The sequence below is a fragment of the Acidovorax sp. GW823-FHT01C06 genome, assembly GCF_058798375.1.
In genome coordinates, this window is the sequence record NZ_JBXAKN010000005.1 from 41,939 (window position 1) to 59,608 (window position 17,670).

16 protein-coding genes are annotated in these 17,670 nt (G+C 68.7%); 15 read left to right on the top strand and 1 reads right to left on the bottom strand.

Annotated features, from left to right (window positions below):
• The first annotated feature begins 20 nt into the window (after positions 1-20).
• The 9 genes from flgE (at position 21) to AC1RCS_RS12485 (ending at position 10,953) form a co-directional block, all read left to right on the top strand.
• The gene (gene flgE / locus AC1RCS_RS12445; protein WP_492245116.1) at positions 21-1,301 is read left to right on the top strand and encodes a flagellar hook protein FlgE; all 1,281 of its coding nucleotides are present in this window, start codon (positions 21-23) and stop codon (positions 1,299-1,301) included.
• 179 nt (positions 1,302-1,480) lie between these two features.
• Positions 1,481-2,221, top strand: a complete 741-nt coding sequence (gene flgF, locus AC1RCS_RS12450; RefSeq protein WP_218296949.1) for a flagellar basal-body rod protein FlgF — start codon at positions 1,481-1,483, stop codon at positions 2,219-2,221.
• Positions 2,222-2,266: 45 nt separating this feature from the next.
• Positions 2,267-3,049, top strand: a complete 783-nt coding sequence (flgG, locus tag AC1RCS_RS12455; protein ID WP_218296948.1) for a flagellar basal-body rod protein FlgG — start codon at positions 2,267-2,269, stop codon at positions 3,047-3,049.
• 20 nt (positions 3,050-3,069) lie between these two features.
• Positions 3,070-3,759 carry a flagellar basal body L-ring protein FlgH gene (locus AC1RCS_RS12460; RefSeq protein WP_218296947.1) on the top strand — a complete coding sequence of 230 codons (690 nt, stop codon included), beginning with the start codon at positions 3,070-3,072 and terminating at the stop codon, positions 3,757-3,759.
• Positions 3,760-4,170: 411 nt separating this feature from the next.
• Positions 4,171-5,313 carry a flagellar basal body P-ring protein FlgI gene (locus AC1RCS_RS12465; RefSeq protein WP_218341819.1) on the top strand — a complete coding sequence of 381 codons (1,143 nt, stop codon included), beginning with the start codon at positions 4,171-4,173 and terminating at the stop codon, positions 5,311-5,313.
• Between the two features lie 140 nt (positions 5,314-5,453).
• Positions 5,454-6,377, top strand: a complete 924-nt coding sequence (gene flgJ, locus AC1RCS_RS12470; RefSeq protein ID WP_369643503.1) for a flagellar assembly peptidoglycan hydrolase FlgJ — start codon at positions 5,454-5,456, stop codon at positions 6,375-6,377.
• A 20-nt stretch (positions 6,378-6,397) separates the two neighbouring features.
• A complete protein-coding gene (gene flgK / locus AC1RCS_RS12475; RefSeq protein WP_218296944.1) occupies positions 6,398-8,374 on the top strand; it encodes a flagellar hook-associated protein FlgK in 1,977 nt (658 codons plus the stop codon).
• A gap of 26 nt (positions 8,375-8,400) precedes the next feature.
• Positions 8,401-9,654 (top strand): flagellar hook-associated protein FlgL, encoded by a 1,254-nt coding sequence (flgL, locus tag AC1RCS_RS12480; protein WP_218296943.1) that lies wholly within the window; start codon positions 8,401-8,403, stop codon positions 9,652-9,654.
• Between the two features lie 69 nt (positions 9,655-9,723).
• Positions 9,724-10,953 carry an HDOD domain-containing protein gene (locus AC1RCS_RS12485; RefSeq protein WP_218296942.1) on the top strand — a complete coding sequence of 410 codons (1,230 nt, stop codon included), beginning with the start codon at positions 9,724-9,726 and terminating at the stop codon, positions 10,951-10,953.
• A gap of 209 nt (positions 10,954-11,162) precedes the next feature.
• On the opposite strand, the gene AC1RCS_RS12490 is transcribed toward AC1RCS_RS12485, so the two are convergent.
• Positions 11,163-12,650, bottom strand: a complete 1,488-nt coding sequence (locus AC1RCS_RS12490; protein WP_218296941.1) for an aminotransferase-like domain-containing protein — start codon at positions 12,648-12,650, stop codon at positions 11,163-11,165.
• Positions 12,651-12,798: 148 nt separating this feature from the next.
• Between AC1RCS_RS12490 and AC1RCS_RS12495 the strand changes: the two genes are divergently transcribed.
• The 6 genes from AC1RCS_RS12495 to AC1RCS_RS12520 all read left to right on the top strand — a co-directional run bounded on the left by AC1RCS_RS12495 (position 12,799) and on the right by AC1RCS_RS12520 (position 17,621).
• Positions 12,799-13,413 carry a LysE family translocator gene (locus tag AC1RCS_RS12495; protein ID WP_369643505.1) on the top strand — a complete coding sequence of 205 codons (615 nt, stop codon included), beginning with the start codon at positions 12,799-12,801 and terminating at the stop codon, positions 13,411-13,413.
• Entirely contained in the window at positions 13,410-14,324 is a 915-nt protein-coding gene (locus AC1RCS_RS12500; protein WP_218341816.1) for a DMT family transporter, read from the top strand. Before AC1RCS_RS12495 ends, AC1RCS_RS12500 begins: the two co-directional genes overlap by 4 nt.
• 81 nt (positions 14,325-14,405) lie before the next feature.
• Positions 14,406-14,735, top strand: coding sequence for a DHCW motif cupin fold protein (locus tag AC1RCS_RS12505; RefSeq protein WP_218341815.1), 330 nt, complete (start codon positions 14,406-14,408; stop codon positions 14,733-14,735).
• Between the two features lie 88 nt (positions 14,736-14,823).
• Positions 14,824-16,026 (top strand): aminotransferase-like domain-containing protein, encoded by a 1,203-nt coding sequence (locus AC1RCS_RS12510; RefSeq protein ID WP_218296937.1) that lies wholly within the window; start codon positions 14,824-14,826, stop codon positions 16,024-16,026.
• A gap of 96 nt (positions 16,027-16,122) precedes the next feature.
• Positions 16,123-16,749: a glutathione S-transferase gene (locus tag AC1RCS_RS12515; protein WP_492245115.1), complete on the top strand. Its 627-nt coding sequence runs from the start codon at positions 16,123-16,125 to the stop codon at positions 16,747-16,749.
• Positions 16,750-16,757: 8 nt separating this feature from the next.
• The gene (locus AC1RCS_RS12520; RefSeq protein WP_218341813.1) at positions 16,758-17,621 is read left to right on the top strand and encodes a PhzF family phenazine biosynthesis protein; all 864 of its coding nucleotides are present in this window, start codon (positions 16,758-16,760) and stop codon (positions 17,619-17,621) included.
• The last annotated feature ends 49 nt before the right edge of the window (positions 17,622-17,670 follow it).

The window sequence follows — 17,670 nt, forward strand, 5'->3', positions numbered from 1 at the left end:
GCCTCTATCAGGAGAACACCATGAGTTTTCAGCAAGGCCTCTCGGGCTTGAATGCCGCCAGCAAGAACCTCGACGTCATCGGACACAACATTGCCAACTCCAACACCGTCGGGTTCAAGGCCTCGCGGGCGGAATTCGCTGAAATGGTCGCTTCCGCCATCGGCTCGGCCGGCGGCACCAACGCGGGCATCGGCGTCGAGGTCGGCGCCGTCTCGCAGCAGTTCACCCAGGGCAACCTCACGATCACGGGCAACAGCCTGGACGTGGCCATCAACGGCAATGGCTTCTTCACGCTGACCCTGCCCGACGGCACGCCCGCCTACACCCGCTCCGGCAACTTCAAGCTGGACAAGGAGGGCAACATGATCACGAACGACAACGCGAACGTGATGGGCTACCCCGTGGACCCCGTGACCGGCCTGCGCTCGGGCACCGACCCCATCCCCATGGTCTTCCCCACCTCCGAGCCGATCCCGGCCAAGCAGACGACGAAGATCACCGCGGCCTTCAACCTGCCCGCCACCGCCACCGACGCGGCCGGCGACCCCGCCGCCACGCCGCCCATCCCGGCCACGCCGCGCGCCACCTACGGCACCTCCATCAACGTGTTCGACAGCCAGGGCGTGGCCAAGCCCGTGAGCCTGTACTTCCAGAAGACCTCGACGGACAACACCTGGGACGTGTACGACGCGCTCGACGATCCGACCGCGATTCCTCCCGTGGTGGCCACCCCCATCGGCCAGATCACGTTCGACAACAACGGCGTCATCACCGGCCCTGCAGCCACGCCGCCCGCCACAGGCTTTTCGCTGCCGCTCACCGTCAATCCGACGCCGCCCAACCCGAACAACCTGCCCACGTTCACCGTTGACGTGAGCCTGGACAAGGTCTCCCAGAGCGGCAGCAAGTTCGCGGTCTCGAACCTGAGCCAGGACGGCTACACGACGGGCGAGCTCACCGGCATCAACATCGAGAACAACGGGATGATCATGACCCGTTACTCCAACGGCGTGACCCGCGCGGAAGGGCAGCTCGCGCTGTCGAGCTTCCGCAACACGCAGGGCCTGGCCTCTGTGGGCGGCAACAACTGGGTGGCCACCTTTGAATCCGGCCAGCCCGTGGTGGGCACCGCGACGGACGGCAACTTCGGCGCCCTGCGCTCGGGCGCCCTGGAAGACTCCAACGTCGATCTCACGGCCGAACTCGTGAACATGATGACCGCGCAGCGTGCCTACCAGGCCAACGCCCAGACGATCAAGACGCAAGACCAGGTGATGTCCACCCTGGTGAACCTGAGATGAAACACCCCCTGAGTCGCTTCGCGCCTTCCCCCTCTCTCGGCGCGCTGTGCGCTCCGGGAGGGGGACGCAGCCAGCGCGGCGGGGCGGCCCTTGCGCGGCTGCCCGCGCCGGGGCCGCGCCGGTTGCACACGCTGCGCACGGCACGCAGCACTGCAGGGTACTGAAAGGAGCATCGCACCATGGACCGCATCATCTACACCTCGATGACGGGCGCGAACGCCGCCGCCCACCGGCAGGCCGTGCTGTCCAACAACCTCGCCAACGCATCCACCCAGGGGTTTCGCGCGGAGCTTTCCACCTTCCGCTCGGTGCCGCTGCAGGGCGACGGCTCCAAGACCCGCGTGTTCGCGCTCGAAGCCACCTCCGGCCATGTGAACACGCCCGGGCCCGTGCAGCGCACCGGCCGCAATCTCGATGCCATGGCCGCGGGCAACGCCTGGTTTGCCGTGCAGGGCCTGGACGGCACCGAGGCCTACACCCGCGCGGGCACCTTCGAGCTGTCGGCCACGGGCCAGCTGCTCACGCCCACCGGGCTGCCGGTGCTCTCCGATGGCGGAGCGCCCATTGACGTCCCGCCGGGCGCCGAGGTCACGCTGGGCTCGGACGGCACGGTCACCGCCAAGGCCGCGGGCCAGCCCGCGCAGGCCATCGGCCGGCTCAAGCTCGCCACCCCCACGCTGGAAGACCCGCTCAAGCGCGGCGATGACGGCCTGTTTCGCACCACGTCCGGCGATCCCATCGCGAACGATGCCAACGCCCGCATGCTCGCGGGGGCCGTCGAAGGCTCCAACGTGAACCCGGTCGAGAGCATGGTCGGGATGATCGCCGCATCGCGCCAGTTCGAACAGCAGATGCGCCTGCTGCAGACGGCCGAGACCAATGACAAGACCGCCAGCCAGCTGCTGGGCATGAACGGTTGACGCGGCACCACCCACGCCCGCATCGCCCAAGGAAGGAAGCACACCATGATCAACTCCCTCTGGATCGCCAAGACCGGCATGTCTGCCCAGCAGACCCAGCTTGACGTCATCTCGCACAACCTGGCCAACGTCTCCACCACCGGCTACAAGCGCAACAACGCGGTGTTCGAGGACCTGATCTACCAGAACCTGCGCCAGGTGGGCGCCAACACCACCGAACAGAACCAGCTGCCCACCGGCCTGCACCTGGGCCTGGGCGTGCGCACGGTGGCCACCAGCCGCAACTTCGTGCAGGGCAGCCTGCAGGAGTCCAAGAACAACCTGGACGTGGCCATCAACGGCAACGGCTTCTTTGAAGTGACCATGCCGGACGGCACCCTGGGCTACACACGCGATGGCTCGTTCCAGGTGGATGCGCAGGGCCGCCTCGTCACCTCCAGCGGCCTGCCCGTGGCCAACGGCATCACCGTGCCTCCCAACGCCACGAGCGTGAGCATCAGCGCCGACGGCGTGGTGTCCGCCACGGTGCAGGGCAACACCCAGCCCCAGCCGCTGGGGAACCTGGCCATGTCGGCCTTCGTGAACCCGGCTGGCCTGGAGCCCATCGGGCAGAACCTGTTCAAGGAATCGGCCGCCTCCGGCCAGCCGCAGCAGGGCACGCCGGGCACCAACGGGCTGGGCATTCTCAAGCAGGGCTTCCTGGAAGCCTCGAACGTCAACGTGGTGGAAGAGCTGGTCACCATGATCCAGACCCAGCGCGCCTACGAAATGAATTCCAAGGCCATCCAGACCTCTGACCAGATGCTGGCCAAGCTCAGCCAGCTGTGACGACGACAGGACCTTTCGCCATGCTGCACTCCACACGCCTCCCAGCCCTGGCCGCCGCCGCGGGCGCCCTGCTGCTCACGGGCTGCGCCACCATGTCGCCGCCCCCGCCGGTGGACATCCTTCCCACCACGCCCCCTCCGCTGGCCGCCGCCCCGCGCACGCCGCCACCGGTCACGGGCGGCCTGTTCCACCAGGCCAGCTACCGCCCCGCCTTCGAAGACCGCCGCGCGCGCATGGTGGGCGACAACGTGACGGTCATGATCGTCGAGAACGTGACGGCCAGCCAGAAATCCTCCTCCACGGTGGACCGCACCTCCGAGGCCTCGGCCGGCATCACCAACCTGCCCTTCGTGAAGAAATCGCTGGCCGACCGCACCACGCTGGGCGCGGCCTCGGAAAACACCTTCTCCGGCAAGGGCGGCACCGAAAGCGCCAATACCTTCACGGGGTCGATCACCACCACGGTGGTGGACGTGCTGCCCAACGGCCACCTGGTCGTGACGGGCGAGAAGCAGATCGGCGTCAACCAGAACGTGGACGTGCTGCGCTTCTCGGGCACCATCGATCCGCGCGCGCTGCAGCCGGGCAGCATCGTCAACTCGACCCAGGTGGCCAACGTGCGGGTGGAATCCCGTGGCCGAGGCGCGCAGGGCGAGGCCCAGGCCATGGGCTGGATGGGGCGGTTCTTCAATACCATCACGCCGTTCTAGATTCCCCCCTGAGTCGCTGCGCGCCTTCCCCCCTGAGGGGGAACGCCACCCCCGGCCCGGCAAAGCCGGATCCGCGGTGGCGCTGGCCTTTGGCCGCGCCAGTTTTTACGGGTGTGGTTTCTGGATGCGCCGGGGGCACCAAGCCTGGGGTTTTGAGGCTTCGGGATGTCTGACCGTTGTGAAAAATCCTCGCCCCAGTTTGCTACATAATTTATAGCTTCTAACGCTTACCCATAAAGCGGTAGAGGCTGTTTTTATTCATACTTTCTCCGGTAGCGCGGCACCAGCGCCTGCCTGGTTTTCCACGCACCACTGGCCGCTCCCCACCCGCCCGGGAACCCATGCAATAAGCCGGTGAACCCGCTTCTTTTTGGGTTTTAGTTCCTGGCGGGGCCGCCCACAATGGATGCCATGAAAGCCTTGTCCCATTCCCTCCTGCCACGCTCCGCGCGCGCGCTGTGGCTGCTGCTGGCCCTCGTGGCCGCCTGCCTGGCCATGCCCGTGCACGCGTTGCGCATCAAGGAAGTGGCGGCGGTGCAGGGCGTGCGCACCAACCAGCTCACGGGCTACGGCCTAGTGGTGGGACTGGACGGGACGGGCGACCAGACCACGCAGATGCCCTACACCACGCAGGCCATGTCCAACTACCTGCAGCAGATGGGCATCAGCCTGCCACCCGGCTCGGCCAATCAGCTGCAGCTCAAGAACGTGGCGGCGGTGATCGTCACGGCGCAGTTGCCCGCGTTCGCCCAGCCCGGCCAGATGATCGACATCAACGTCTCTTCCATGGGCAACGCCAAGTCGCTCAAGGGCGGCACGCTGATCGTCACGCCGCTGCGCGGCGCCGATGGCGAGATCTATGCACTCGCCCAGGGCAACGTGGTGGTCGGCGGCGCGGGTGCCTCGGCCGGCGGCAGCAAGGTCCAGATCAACCACCTGAGCGCGGGCCGCATTCCCCAGGGCGCGCAGGTCGAGCGCGCCGTGCCCACGCCGCTCAACGAGGGCGACACCATCAACCTCGGGCTCAACGCCTCCGACTTCCAGACCGCGCGGCGCGTGGCGCAGGCCATCAACACCAAGCTGGGCAGCGGCCTGGCCACGGCGCTGGACGGCCGCACGGTACAGGTGCGCGCGCCGCTCGACCCCGGCGCCCGCGTGGGCTTCATCGCCGACCTGGAAGAGCTGGCGCTGGAATCGTCCACGCCCTCGGCCAAGGTCGTCATCAATGCGCGCACCGGCTCGGTGGTGCTCAACCAGGCGGTCACGCTGGGCCCCTGCGCCATCGCGCACGGCAACCTGTCGATCACCATCAGCTCCACGCCCATCATCAGCCAGCCCGCACCGCTCTCGCAAGGGCAGACCGTGGTGGCGCAGCAAAGCGACATCCGCATCAACCAGGAGCCGGGCAACATCATCCAGATGCCGCCCTCGCCCCAGCTCGCGGACGTGGTGAAGGCGCTCAACACACTGGGCGCCACACCCCAAGACCTGCTGGCCATCCTGCAGGCCATCAAGGCTGCCGGCGCGCTCAACGCCGAGCTGGAAGTGATCTAAATGCTCCCCCTGAGTCGCTTCGCGCCTTCCCCCAAAGGGGGACGCACCCGGTGGCCTGGCGAAGCCCGTTCCACAGGTGCACTGGCCTGGGCAGCGCCAAATTCACTGTCTGTGGGTAGCCCAGCGCAGGAGGCTTGACCATGGCCCTCACACTCCCTTCGTCCGGTAGCACCACCAGCACGTCGAACGCGCTGGCGGTGGACATCCGCTCGCTCAATTCCCTCAAGTACGACGCGGGCACGGCCAGCAGCGCCCAGACCACGCGCGAGGTGGCCAAGCAGTTCGAGTCGCTGTTCATGCGCGAGCTGATCAAGAGCATGCGCGACGCCACGATGAAATCCGGCCTCATGGAAGGTGAGCAGGCCAACCTGGGACAGGACATGCTGGACCAGCAGCTGTCGGTCAGCATGTCCGGCATGCAGGGCGGGCTGTCCGAGGCGATCGCCCGCCAGCTGTCGCGCCAGATGGGGGGCGCCGACGCCAACTTCTCCGTGCCCTCCACCCTGAGCCTGCAGCAGCAGGCGCTGCCCCGCGCCGCCGCGCCGGCCACGGCAGCCCCCGCGGAGGCCACCCTGCAGGCCCCCAAGGGCCGCGAGGGTTTCGTGCAGCACCTCTCGGGCACCGCCGAGCGCGTGGCCCAGGACAGCGGCATTCCCGCCAGCTTCATGCTGGGCCAGGCCGGCCATGAAACCGGCTGGGGCAAGAGCGAGATCCGGAACAAGGACGGCTCCAACTCGTTCAACCTGTTCGGCATCAAGGCCGGCAAGGGCTGGACCGGCAAGGTGGCCGAGATCACCACCACCGAATACATCAACGGCAAGCCCCAGAAGGTGACGGCCAAATTCCGCGCCTACGACTCGTACGAGGATTCGTTCCGGGACTACGCCCGCCTGATCACGGACAACCCCCGCTACGAAAAGGCGCAGGCCACCGCCAAGAGCGGCTCCGCCGTGGCCTATGCGGCCGAACTGCAAAAGGCGGGCTACGCCACCGACCCCGAATACGCCCGAAAGCTCAGCGGCGCCATCAACAGCGCATTGCGCGTACAGCGCGCCCAGGCGTGATGAGAAAGCCGAGGTAAGCCATGAGTCTTCTCAACGTCGGCGCCCGCGCCCTGCTGGCCAACCAGGTGGCCCTGCAGACGGCGGGCCACAACATCGCCAACGTCAATACGCCTGGCTATTCGCGCCAGACGGTGGTGCTGCAGACCGTGCAGGGCCAGTTCACCGGCGGCGGCTACATCGGCCAGGGCGTGGACGTGCAGACTATCCTGCGCAACCAGAGCGAGCTGCTCACGCGCCAGTCGGCCACGGCGGGCTCGGTGCAGTCGTCCGACATCGTGCGGGCCGAGCGCCTGCGCCAGTTGCAGGAGGTCTTCAGCGGCGGCACGGCGGGGCTGGGTGCCGCCATCAACGACATGATGAATGCGTTCTCGGACGTGGTGAGCGCCCCCACCGACATCACGGCGCGCACCGTGGTGCTCACGCGCATGGACGAAACGGCCTCGCGCATGCGCTCGGCCGCCGACCGCATCAACGAGATCCAGTACACCGTCACCGAACAGCTGCAGAGCAGCGTGACGGCCGTCAACAGCCTGGCCCAGCAGATGGCCAGCGTGAACGAGCAGATCGCGCGCGCCAAGGGCAACGGCCAGACGCCCAACGACCTGCTGGACCAGCGCGACCAGATCATCCGCGACATCAACCAGTACGTGCAGACCACGCAGATCCCGGCCGACGACGGCACCGTGGGCCTGTTCGTGGCGGGCAGCCAGCCCCTGGTGCTGGGCACCACGGCGACCAGCCTGTCGGTCGGGGATGCGACGGCCTTTCCCGGCAGCGGTCAGCTCAAGCTGTTCTTCAACCGGCCCGGCGCACCGGCCGTGGAAATGGACGAGAACGTGCTGGGCGGCGGGTCGATGTCCGGCCTGCTGCGCTTCAACAACAACGACCTGAGCGAAGGCCGCAACCTGCTGGGCCGCATGGCGATGGCCATCGGCATGACCATGAACGACCAGCACAACCTGGGCCTCACGCTCGACGGCGCGCTGGGCAAGGACCTGTTCGCGGTACCCACCAGCATGCCGGGCCACACCAACGGCGCGGGCGTCGGCACGGTGTCGTTCACCGGCCCCACGCAGTTCGCGGCGTCGGACTACGAGATCCGCTTCACCACCGGCACGGCCGGGCAGGTGGTGCGGCTGTCGGACGGCAAGTCCACCCCCTTCACCGACGCGGCCAACCTCGCCACGCTGCAGATCGACGGCCTGAACTTCAACCTGACCACGCCCGGCAACCCCGGCGAGCGCATGCTGTTCAAACCGTTCAGCACGGCGGCGGCCAACATCCAGTCCCTGGTGTACTCGCCACGCGACCTGGCGGTGGCCAATCCGGTCAACGCGGCCATGGGCACGTCCAACGGCGGAACGCTGCAGCTGTCGGGGCTCAAGGCCACGGGCCTGCCCAACCCGCCGGGGCTGGTGCTGCCGGCCAATGCGAACCCGGCCGCGGTGCCGCCGATCCTGGGCGGGGTGCAGCTGCGCTTCACCGCCGGCCCGCCGACCACCTACGACGTGCTGGACCGCGGCACGGCGCCCCCCACGACGATCGCCGCCGCACAGCCCTACACGCCCGGCGCGGCCATCTCCATCAACGGCTGGGAGATCAAGCTGCAGGGCTCGCCGAACACCGGCGACACGGTCGTCATCGGCAACGCCGCCGACCCCCAGTACGGCGACACGTTCACCCGCAACTCGGGCAACGCCAGCGCCCTCATGGGCCTGCGCGACGTGAAGATGTTCGACGACTCCACGCTCAGCGACGGCTACGCGGGCGCCATCGCCCAGGTGGGCACCCGCACGCAGAGCGCGCTGTTCGCCGCCGAGCTGTCCACCACCATCGCGTCCAACCTGGAGCGGGACCGCACCGCGATCTCGGGGGTGAATCTGGACGAAGAGGCCGCAAGGCTGATCCAATACCAGCAGGCCTACCAGGCATCTTCCAAGATGATCCAGATCGCGCAAAACATCTTTGACTCGCTGCTGCAGGGCCTGGGCCGCTGAATGCGGACAGGAGTTAGGAGTTCGACATGAGCAATAGCATCTACCGCCTTGGCACCGCCAACATGTATGACAACGCCCTGCGCAATCTGGGCACGCGGCAGACCAGCCTGTCGAACCTGCAGGAAAACCTGACCTCGGGCAAGCGCGTGGTGCGGGCGAGCGACGACCCGGTGTCGGCCGCGCAGGCCGAGCGCGCCATCAACCGCCTGGCCCGCATCCAGACCGAGCAGCGCGCGCTGGAAACCCAGCGCAACGCCATCGCGCAGGCCGAATCGGCCCTGGGCGATGCCGTGAATCTGGTACAGAACTTCCGCGAACTGGTGGTGAGCGCCGGCAATGCCGCCCTCACCCCCAACGAGCGCACCACCATCGCCAACCAGCTGCAGGGCCTGCGCGAACAGCTGGTGGAAGTGGCCAACCGCAAGGACACCAACGGCATTCCGCTGCTGGGCGCGCTGGGCAGCGCGCTCGCGCCGTTCCTCGGCCCGCTGAGCAGCTCGCCGGACTACAGCTTCGACGGGCTGCCCGGGCAGGCGGCCAGCTCCGGCGTGACCATTCCCGGCGCGCTGGACGGCGAAGCCGCCTTCATGTTCGATCCGCAGCGCGACGGCGTCTACACCGCCGGCATCAGCGCCATTCCCACCGGGCGCATCCTCAACACCACGGCCATCACGCCCGTGGACCCGAGCCTGGTGACCGGCGACAACTACACCATCACGTTCAGCGCCGTCGGCCCCGGAGCCACGCCCGGCACCACGACCGCCACCTACACCCTCACCAACACCACCACCGGCGCCGTCTCCCCTGCCGTGGTGGTGCCCGACTTTCCATCGGACAAGCCGGTGACCATTGCCGTCACCGGCATTCCGGGGCTGACCTTCGACATCAAGGGCAATCCGGCCAACGGGGACACCATCACCCTGCAGCCCAGCCCCAGCATGTTCAGCACCATGGACAGCGCGATCAACGGCATCCGCAACGCACCCAACAGCAATGCGGCGGCGCAGGCCGTGGGGCAGGCGCTGGGCAACATGGACATCGGCCTGGAGCGCATGCACAACATGCGCGGCTATGCGGGTGAATTGCTCAACCGCGCGGACCGCATCACGGGCGACCAGGAAAAGCGCTCCATCCAGCTCGAAAGCGACCGCTCACGCGCCGAGGATCTCGATATGATCCAGGGAATTTCGGACTTCCAGAACCAGCAGGTGGGCTATGAGGCTGCGCTCAAGTCCTATGCCCAGGTCCAGAAGCTGTCTCTGTTCAACTTCATTAGCTAGGACCTGCTCACGCGGTGGAGGGGATGCCCCCACCCGGGAACAGGCCCCCGTACATTTGCCTGAGAGCACATGGTCCAATCTGTCCTTGGCAGCCTGATTCTGGGCTATCGCCCCTTGTGGAGCCGCGCCCGCAAACTCGCCGGCATCCAGCTCTACGTGCACAGCGAGGCAACGGCCCTGGTCGATGCCGCCCATCTGCTGCGCACGCTGCAGGAGCTCTGGTCGGCCAGTTCCCCGCCGATCCTGCTGTCGCCCCAGAGCCGCCAGCTGCTGTGCGACATGCTCGAGCACGCGCCGCGCGGCACCCCGTGGATCGAGGTGCGGGGCGGCTGGCTGGCCGATTCCGCCATCTACACGCGCGTCAGGTCCGCGCACCAGCGGGGCCTCAAGCTGGTGTGGCGGGGTGAACTGGGCAAGCTGCCAGAACCCGACATAGCCCAGTGCTTCGACAACAGCCTGCTCACCCTGCGCCCCGAAGACGCCGTGGCGGCGCTGCAGGCCGCACCCGCCCGTCCCGGCGCGCCCGCGCAGCCGCTGCGCGCCGCCAGCCCGGTGCTGGCCGGGCAGATGTACGAAAACGTCGCCAGCCGCGCGCTCATGGAGCATTGCCTGGACCAGAACAACGCGCTGGCGCTGGCCGGCTGGCCGTCGGAGGACGTGCTCTACAGCCTGCGCCACCACCCCCAGCAACCCTCGCACGCGGTGATCTTCAAGCTCATGAAGGCCATCGACGACGAGCAATCGCTCGAGACCTTCGAGGCCATCATGGGCGAGGACCCGCTGCTGGCCTACCGCTTCATGGTGTACACCAACTCGGCCGCGCTCGGCCTGCGCACCGGCATCGACTCGCTGCGCCGGGGCCTGGTGATGATGGGCTACGGCTCCATCAAGCGCTGGCTGTCCGACCAGCTGCCCCACGCGAGCACGGACCCCAACATGCACCCGGTGCGCGAGGCCATGGTGATGCGCGCCCGCCTGACCGCGCAGTTGCTGGACGCGGGCGTGGAAAACGATTTGCGCCGCGAGATCTACCTGTGCGGCCTGCTCTCGCAGATCGACGAGCTGCTGGGTGAATCCCTGGGCACGATCCTGCGGCGCCTGCCCCTGTCCGAGCGCATCTACGATGCCACGGTGCTGCGCACCGGGCCCTACACCGAAGGCCTGCAGATGGCCTGCGCGCTGGAGACGGACGACGCCAGCGCCATCCGCCAGCTGTGCGAGACCTATGAGCTCGACCTGGAAGAGGTCAACCGCGCCCTGCTGCGCGTGCTGTCAGACCTGGTGGTCGACAGGAAGTAAACCTCCCACGGAAGCCCCCCTGAGCCGCTGCGCGTCTTCCCCCCAGGGGGACGCCACCCGCGGCCCGGCAAAGCCGGCTCCACGGTGGCGCTGGCGGGGCCGCGCACTGCGCAACGGCCAGCTGGGGTGAGGTGCGCGGGGGCCGCTGACGGCGCGACGAAGACGCGTCCAGTGGGAGCAACCCCGGTCTGGAGCCAGACGGTATCTGCCTACCGCCCTTGCTCATCGCGCACGCGCGCGAAAGTCTTCCAGAACGCCGCCTCCTGCGTGGTGGCGAAGTTGATGCGCATGAGGGTGCTGGGCTTGCGCTCGGCGTGGAACAGCGCCCCGGGCGCCAGCAGATAGCCCTCGTCCAGCATGCGCTGCGCCAGCGCGTCGGTATCCACGCCCGTCTCCACCCAGCCGAACAGTCCCACGGGCTCGGCCGCGAAGGTGCAGCCGGCCCCGAGCGCCAGCTTCACGCTGCGCGCGCGTGCCGCGTCGAGCCGCGTGCGGATGCGCTCGGCGTGGCGGCGCAGCTGGCCCTGCTCGATGCACAGTGCCAGCGCCTTCTCCAGCAGCGCGGGCGTGGTGAGGGTCGCGAGCAGCTTGGTGTCCAGCAGCTGCTCGATCAGCGAGGGGTGCGCTGCGAGGAAGCCGATGCGCCAGTTGGGAGCGAGGATCTTGGCGAAGCCGCTCACGTAGATGGTGCGCTGCAGCCCGTCCAGCGCCGTGAGCCGCGTGGCATGCTCGGGCGCGATGTGGCTGTAGGTGTCGTCCTCCACCACGTGGAAGTTGTACTGGTTGGCCAGCTGCAGGATGCGGTGGGCACTGCCGGGCGACAGGCAGTAGCCCGTGGGGTTGTGGAACACGCTCACGCTCACGTAGAGCTTGGGCTGGTGCACCTCGCAGTACTTCGCCATGACCTCCAGGTCGGGCCCGTCGGCGCGGCGCGGCACCGGCAGGATGTGCATGCCCAGGGCGGCCAGGCGCGCGAACTCCACGGCCCAGCCCGGCTCCTCCACCATCACCGGGTCGCCCGGGCGCAGCAGCGTGCGGCTCACGATGTCGAGCGCGTGCGTGGCGCCCACGGTGGTGATGATGTTCTCGGGCGCCGCGTGCACGCTGAGCGTGGCCAGCTTCTTGGACAACACCCGGCGCAGCCCCGTGTCGCCCAGCGGCTCGCCGTATTGCAGCGAGAAGTCCTGCAGCGCGCGCGTGTTGGTCACCTTGCGCACGGCGGCGGGCATGAAGGTGGACTCCAGCCAGTCGGGCGGAAACACGCCCATGCCGGGCTGCGGCTTGTCGCTCACCTTGTGGAACATGCCGCGGATGAGCGCCGTGGCATTGACGGGCGGCGCCCCGCGCGCCGCGCCGCGCCCAGCGCCCCGGGCCGCGAACCAGTGCGCCGTGCTCCAGTTGCCCATGCCGCGCTCGACCTCTTGCGCGGCCGCGTCGTCCTCCGGCGCCCGCTCCAGCAGCGCGGTGGCCATCTCCCGCACGAAGAAACCCCGGTTCTTGCGCGCCTCCACCAGGCCCTGCGCCAGCAGCTGGTCATAGGCGGCCACCACGGTGGAGGGGCTCACGCCGTGCTGCTGCGCGCACTGCCGCACCGACGGCAGGCGCGCGCCCGGCGCCAGCAGCCGGTTGCGGATGCGCTCGCCAAAACGCGCCGACAGCTGCTCGGTCAGCGACTGGGTGGAGGTTTTCATCAGCATGGCGGTGTCCTTGTGTACTGTTATCGCGGCCAATACAGATCACGAACTGCGCTGCTGAACTGTATTGGTTGTGTACTGGGCTGGAAGATTACATTGAAGCCTCAGCGTTGACAAGTTCCCCCCACTGAGCCCCGCCTATCCCCGCACCATGAGCGCCCCCGAACTGACTGCCCTGCTGCTGTTCTGCACCGCGATGAGTTTCTCGCCGGGGCCCAACACCACCTTGTCCACCGCGCTGGCCGCCAACCTGGGCCTGCGGCGCGCCCTGCGCTTTTGCCTGGCGGTTCCGGCGGGCTGGACGCTGCTGATGCTGGGCAGCGGCCTGGGCCTGGGCGCGCTGATCACGGGCGTGCCGGCCCTGCGCTGGGCGGTGACCCTGCTGGGCGTGGCCTACATGCTCTGGCTGGCCTGGAAGCTCAGCCGCGCAGGCCAGCTGGCCGAAGTGGACAGCACCCGCCTCTCCGTGACCTTCTGGCAGGGCGTGGGCCTGCAGTTCGTGAACATCAAGGCCTGGATGCTGGCGCTCACGCTCAGCGCGGGCTGGGTGGTGAATGCGGCCGGGCAGCCGGCGGCCAACCCCGGCGAGCGCCTGGCGATCATCTGCGCCGTGATGATGGTGTTCGCGTTCACGAGCAATTTCGTCTATGCGCTGGTCGGCTCGCTGCTGCGCCAGTGGCTGGCGCAGGGCAGCCGCCTGCTCTGGTTCAACCGCGCGCTGGCCCTGGTGCTGGTGGCCACGGCCGTGTGGATGCTCACCCTATGAACCGCGCACAGGAACGCGAAGCGCTGGTCTGGGGCCTGGTGGGCGTCACCTTGTTTGCCGCCACCCTGCCGATGACCCGCCTGGCGGTGGGCCCCGTGGACGCCCCCCAGCTTTCGCCCTGGTTCGTCACCTTCGGCCGCGCGGCGGTGGCCGGGCTCCTGTCCGTGGCCTACCTGGCGTGGCAGCACGGCCGCGGGCGGCTCAACGTGCCGCGCCGCGCGGAGTGGCCGCTGCTCGCCATCACGGCCTTTGGCGTGATCGTGGGGTTTCCGCTCTTCCTCGCGCTGGCGCTGCGCCATGTGCCCAGCACCCACGGCGCGGTGGTCACGGCGCTGCTGCCCCTGTCCACCGCCGTGCTCGGCGCGCTGTGGTTCCGCCAGCGGCCCTCCGCGGGGTTCTGGGCGTGCGCGGTACTGGGCAGCGGCCTGGTGCTGGGCTTCATGGTGTGGCGTGCAGGGGGGCTGTACCTGGGCGCGGCCAACATCTATCTCCTCATTGCGATGACCACGGGCGCTTTCGGCTACATCGGCGGGGCACGGCTCACGCCGCGCCTGGGCGCCGAGCAGGTGATCTGCTGGGTGCTCGTGTGCAGCCTTCCGCTGACCATCCCGGTGGCCTGGTGGTTCGCGCCCGCCGTGCCCTCTTCCATCGGCGGCATGAGCTGGCTGGGCTTCGTCTACGTGGCCCTGTTCTCGATGTGGATCGGCTTTTTTGCCTGGTACCGGGCCCTCGCGCTGGGTGCCGTGCGCGTGAGCCAGCTGCAGCTCATCCAGCCCTTCCTGAGCCTGCTCTTCGCCGTGCCGCTGCTGGGCGAGCGCCTGGACGCGGCCACCCTGGGCTTCGGCCTGGCGGTGATCGCCACGGTGTTCATGGGCAAGAGGATGCCCGTCCGGCAAGGAGCCCCCGCATGAAGGCGGGCCTTGCGCAGCGCCTGCGCCCCCGGGGCGCGGCCGAGATCAACGCCATGGCTTCCCTGCAGGACTGAGGAGAAAATGCAGCTACACGACATCCCGTTTGCCACCACCGACTGGTCTGGCATTCCCCGCGAGGAAAAAAGCGCGCAGGCCGGCCAGGCCTTCTGGCGCACGCAGCAGTTTGGCGATGTGCGCGTGCGCATGGTGGAGTACACGCCAGGGTATGTGTCGGACCACTGGTGCGTCAAAGGCCACGTGCTGCTGTGCCTGAGCGGAGAATTGCACACCGAGCTGGCCGACGGCCGCCAGTTCACCCTGGCGCCGGGCATGAGCTACCAGGTGGCCGACAATGCGGAACCCCATCGATCCACGTCGCCACAGGGCGCCACCCTGTTCATCGTGGACTGACGCAGTGCCCGGCCCGGCGCGCCGCATCCGATTTTTTGACGACTTTGCAACAGGGGCGGTCCTTGTGGACTGCCCGCAGGAGACGAGAGTGAAACTGAACGACCTTCCACAGACCAGCACCTGGACCCTGGCGCGCCGCGCCGAGCGCATGAACCCTTCGGTCATCCGCGAAATCCTCAAGGTCACCGAAAAGCCCGGCATCATCAGCCTGGCCGGCGGACTGCCCTCGCCCAGGACCTTCCCGGTCTCGGCCTTTGCCGAAGCCTCCGCCGCCGTGCTGGCCAACGACGGCCCGGCCGCGCTGCAGTACGCCGCCAGCGAAGGCTTCGCCCCGCTGCGCCAGGCCATCGCCGACTTCCTGCCCTGGGACGTGGACGCCGACCAGGTGCTGATCACCACCGGCTCGCAGCAGGCGCTGGACCTGATCGCCAAGGTGCTGATCGACACGGACAGCCGCGTGCTGGTGGAAACACCCACCTACCTGGGCGCGCTGCAGGCCTTCACGCCCATGGAGCCCGCCGTGGTGTCCGTGGCCAGCGACGATGAAGGCGTTCTGATTGACGACCTGAAGGCCAAGGTGGGCACGGGCGCCGGCAAGGCGCGCTTCCTGTACGTGCTGCCCAACTTCCAGAACCCCACGGGCCGCACCATGAGCGAAGCCCGCCGCGCCGCCCTGGTGCAGGCCGCCGCCGAACTGAATCTGCCGCTGGTGGAGGACAACCCCTACGGCGACCTGTGGTTCGACACGCCGCCACCCGCACCGCTCACGGCGCGCAACCCCGAGGGCTGCATCTACATGGGCTCGTTCTCCAAGGTGCTGGCCCCTGGCCTGCGCCTGGGTTTCGTCGTGGCGCCCAAGGCCGTGTACCCCAAGCTGCTGCAGGCCAAGCAGGCGGCCGACCTGCACACGCCCGGCTACAACCAGCGCCTGGTGGCCGAGGTGATGAAGGGCAACTTCCTGGACCGCCACGTGCCCACCATCCGCGCGCTGTACAAGCAGCAGTGCGAGGCCATGCTGGCCGCGCTCGACAAGGAGATGCAGGGCCTGTCCGTCCAATGGAACCGCCCCGACGGCGGCATGTTCCTGTGGGTGCGCCTGCCCGAGGGCATGAGCGCCATCGAGCTGCTGCCCAAGGCGGTGGAGCGCAATGTGGCCTTCGTGCCCGGCGCGGCCTTCTATGCCGACAACGCCGACCCGCGCACGCTGCGCCTGTCGTTCGTCACGTCCACGGTGGAGCAGATCGCCACGGGCATCGCCGCGCTGGCCGCCGCGATCCGCGATAGCAAGTGAACAACCCCTGCGGCGCAGCGCGGCCACCTCGCCTGGGCCGCGCCCGCTTCCTGCTGCGTCACGGGCCGCGCAACGCACCATGAAAGTTGATTCAACATGCTGAGGCTCTGGGGACGGCTCTCGTCCATCAACGTGCGCAAGGTGGTGTGGGCGGCGCAGGAGCTGGGCATCACGCTGCAGCGCACCGATGCGGGGGGGCAGTTCGGCATCGTGCGCGAGGCCCGCTACCTCGGGCTCAACCCCAACGGCCTCGTCCCGCTGATCGAGGATGACGACACGGGCGCCGTGCTGTGGGAGTCCAACCCCATCGTGCGCTACCTGTGTGCCCGGCATTCCATGGGCGAGCTGTACCCCGATGCGTTGCGCGAGCGCTTCGTGGCCGAGCAGTGGATGGACTGGCAGCAGACCACGCTGAACCCGGCCGGGCGCGATGCCTTCATCCAGTGGATACGCACGCCCCCAGCCCAGCGCAACGAGGCGCTGATTGCCGCGTCGGTGGCGGCCACCGAGCCCCTGCTGGCGATGCTGGATGCGCACCTGGCACGCCAGCCCTTCATGGCGGGAGACCGGTTCACCATGGCCGACATTCCCGTGGGCTGCGAGATCCACCGCTGGTGGGGCCTGCCGCAGGACCGCATCGCGCGGCCGCACCTGGAGCGGTGGTACAACACGGTCAGCACCCGCCCCGGCGCTCGGGGCGTGTTGGACCAGCCTCTCTCCTGAACCTCACCATGCACCAGCGCCCCTTCAAGCAGATCGACGTCTTCAGCGACCGGCCCGGCTACGGCAACCCGGTCGCGGTGGTGCTGGATGCCGACGGCCTGGACGACAGCGACATGCGCCGCTTCGCGGCCTGGACCAACCTGTCGGAAACCACCTTCCTGCTGCCCCCCACCGAGGCCGGGCGCGCTGCGGGCGCCGACTACCGCCTGCGCATCTTCAGCCCCAATGGCGAGCTGCCCTTTGCCGGACACCCCACACTGGGCACCTGCCACGCCTGGCTGCAGGCGGGCAACACGCCGCGCCAGAGCGGCCTGGCGATCCAGGAGTGCGCGCTGGGCCTGGTGCGCATCGCGCAGGCAAAGGACACCCTGGCCTTTGCCGCACCGCCCCTCCAGCGCAGCGCGCCCAGCCCCGCGCTGGTGCCGCTGATCGCCAGCGCGCTCGGCGTGCGCCCCCAGCAGATCCAGGGCGCGCAGCTGCTGGACAACGGCCCCGTGTGGCTGGGCCTGCTGCTCGACAGCGCGGACACCGTGCTGGGCCTCAAGCCCGACCATGCGCGCCTGAAGGACCTGGGCCAGGACGTGGGCGTGATCCATGTGGGCCCCGCCGCCAGCGACACCAGCCGGCCCGGCGTGGTGGTGCGCGCGTTTGCCGCGCCCATGGGAAACCCGGAAGACCCGGTCACCGGCACCCTCAATGCCAGCCTCGCCGAATGGCTGATCGCCGACGGCCTGGCCCCGCGCAGCTACCTGGTGGCCCAGGGCGAGTGCCTGGGCCGTGCGGGCCGCGTGCACATCCGCCAGGACGACGACCACCAGCTCTGGGTGGGCGGGCGCGCCGTCACCTGCATTGAAGGCACGGTGCTGCTATGACCTCGCCCAAGACCCCACGCCCCAGCGGCTGAACCCCGACCCCGTGGGC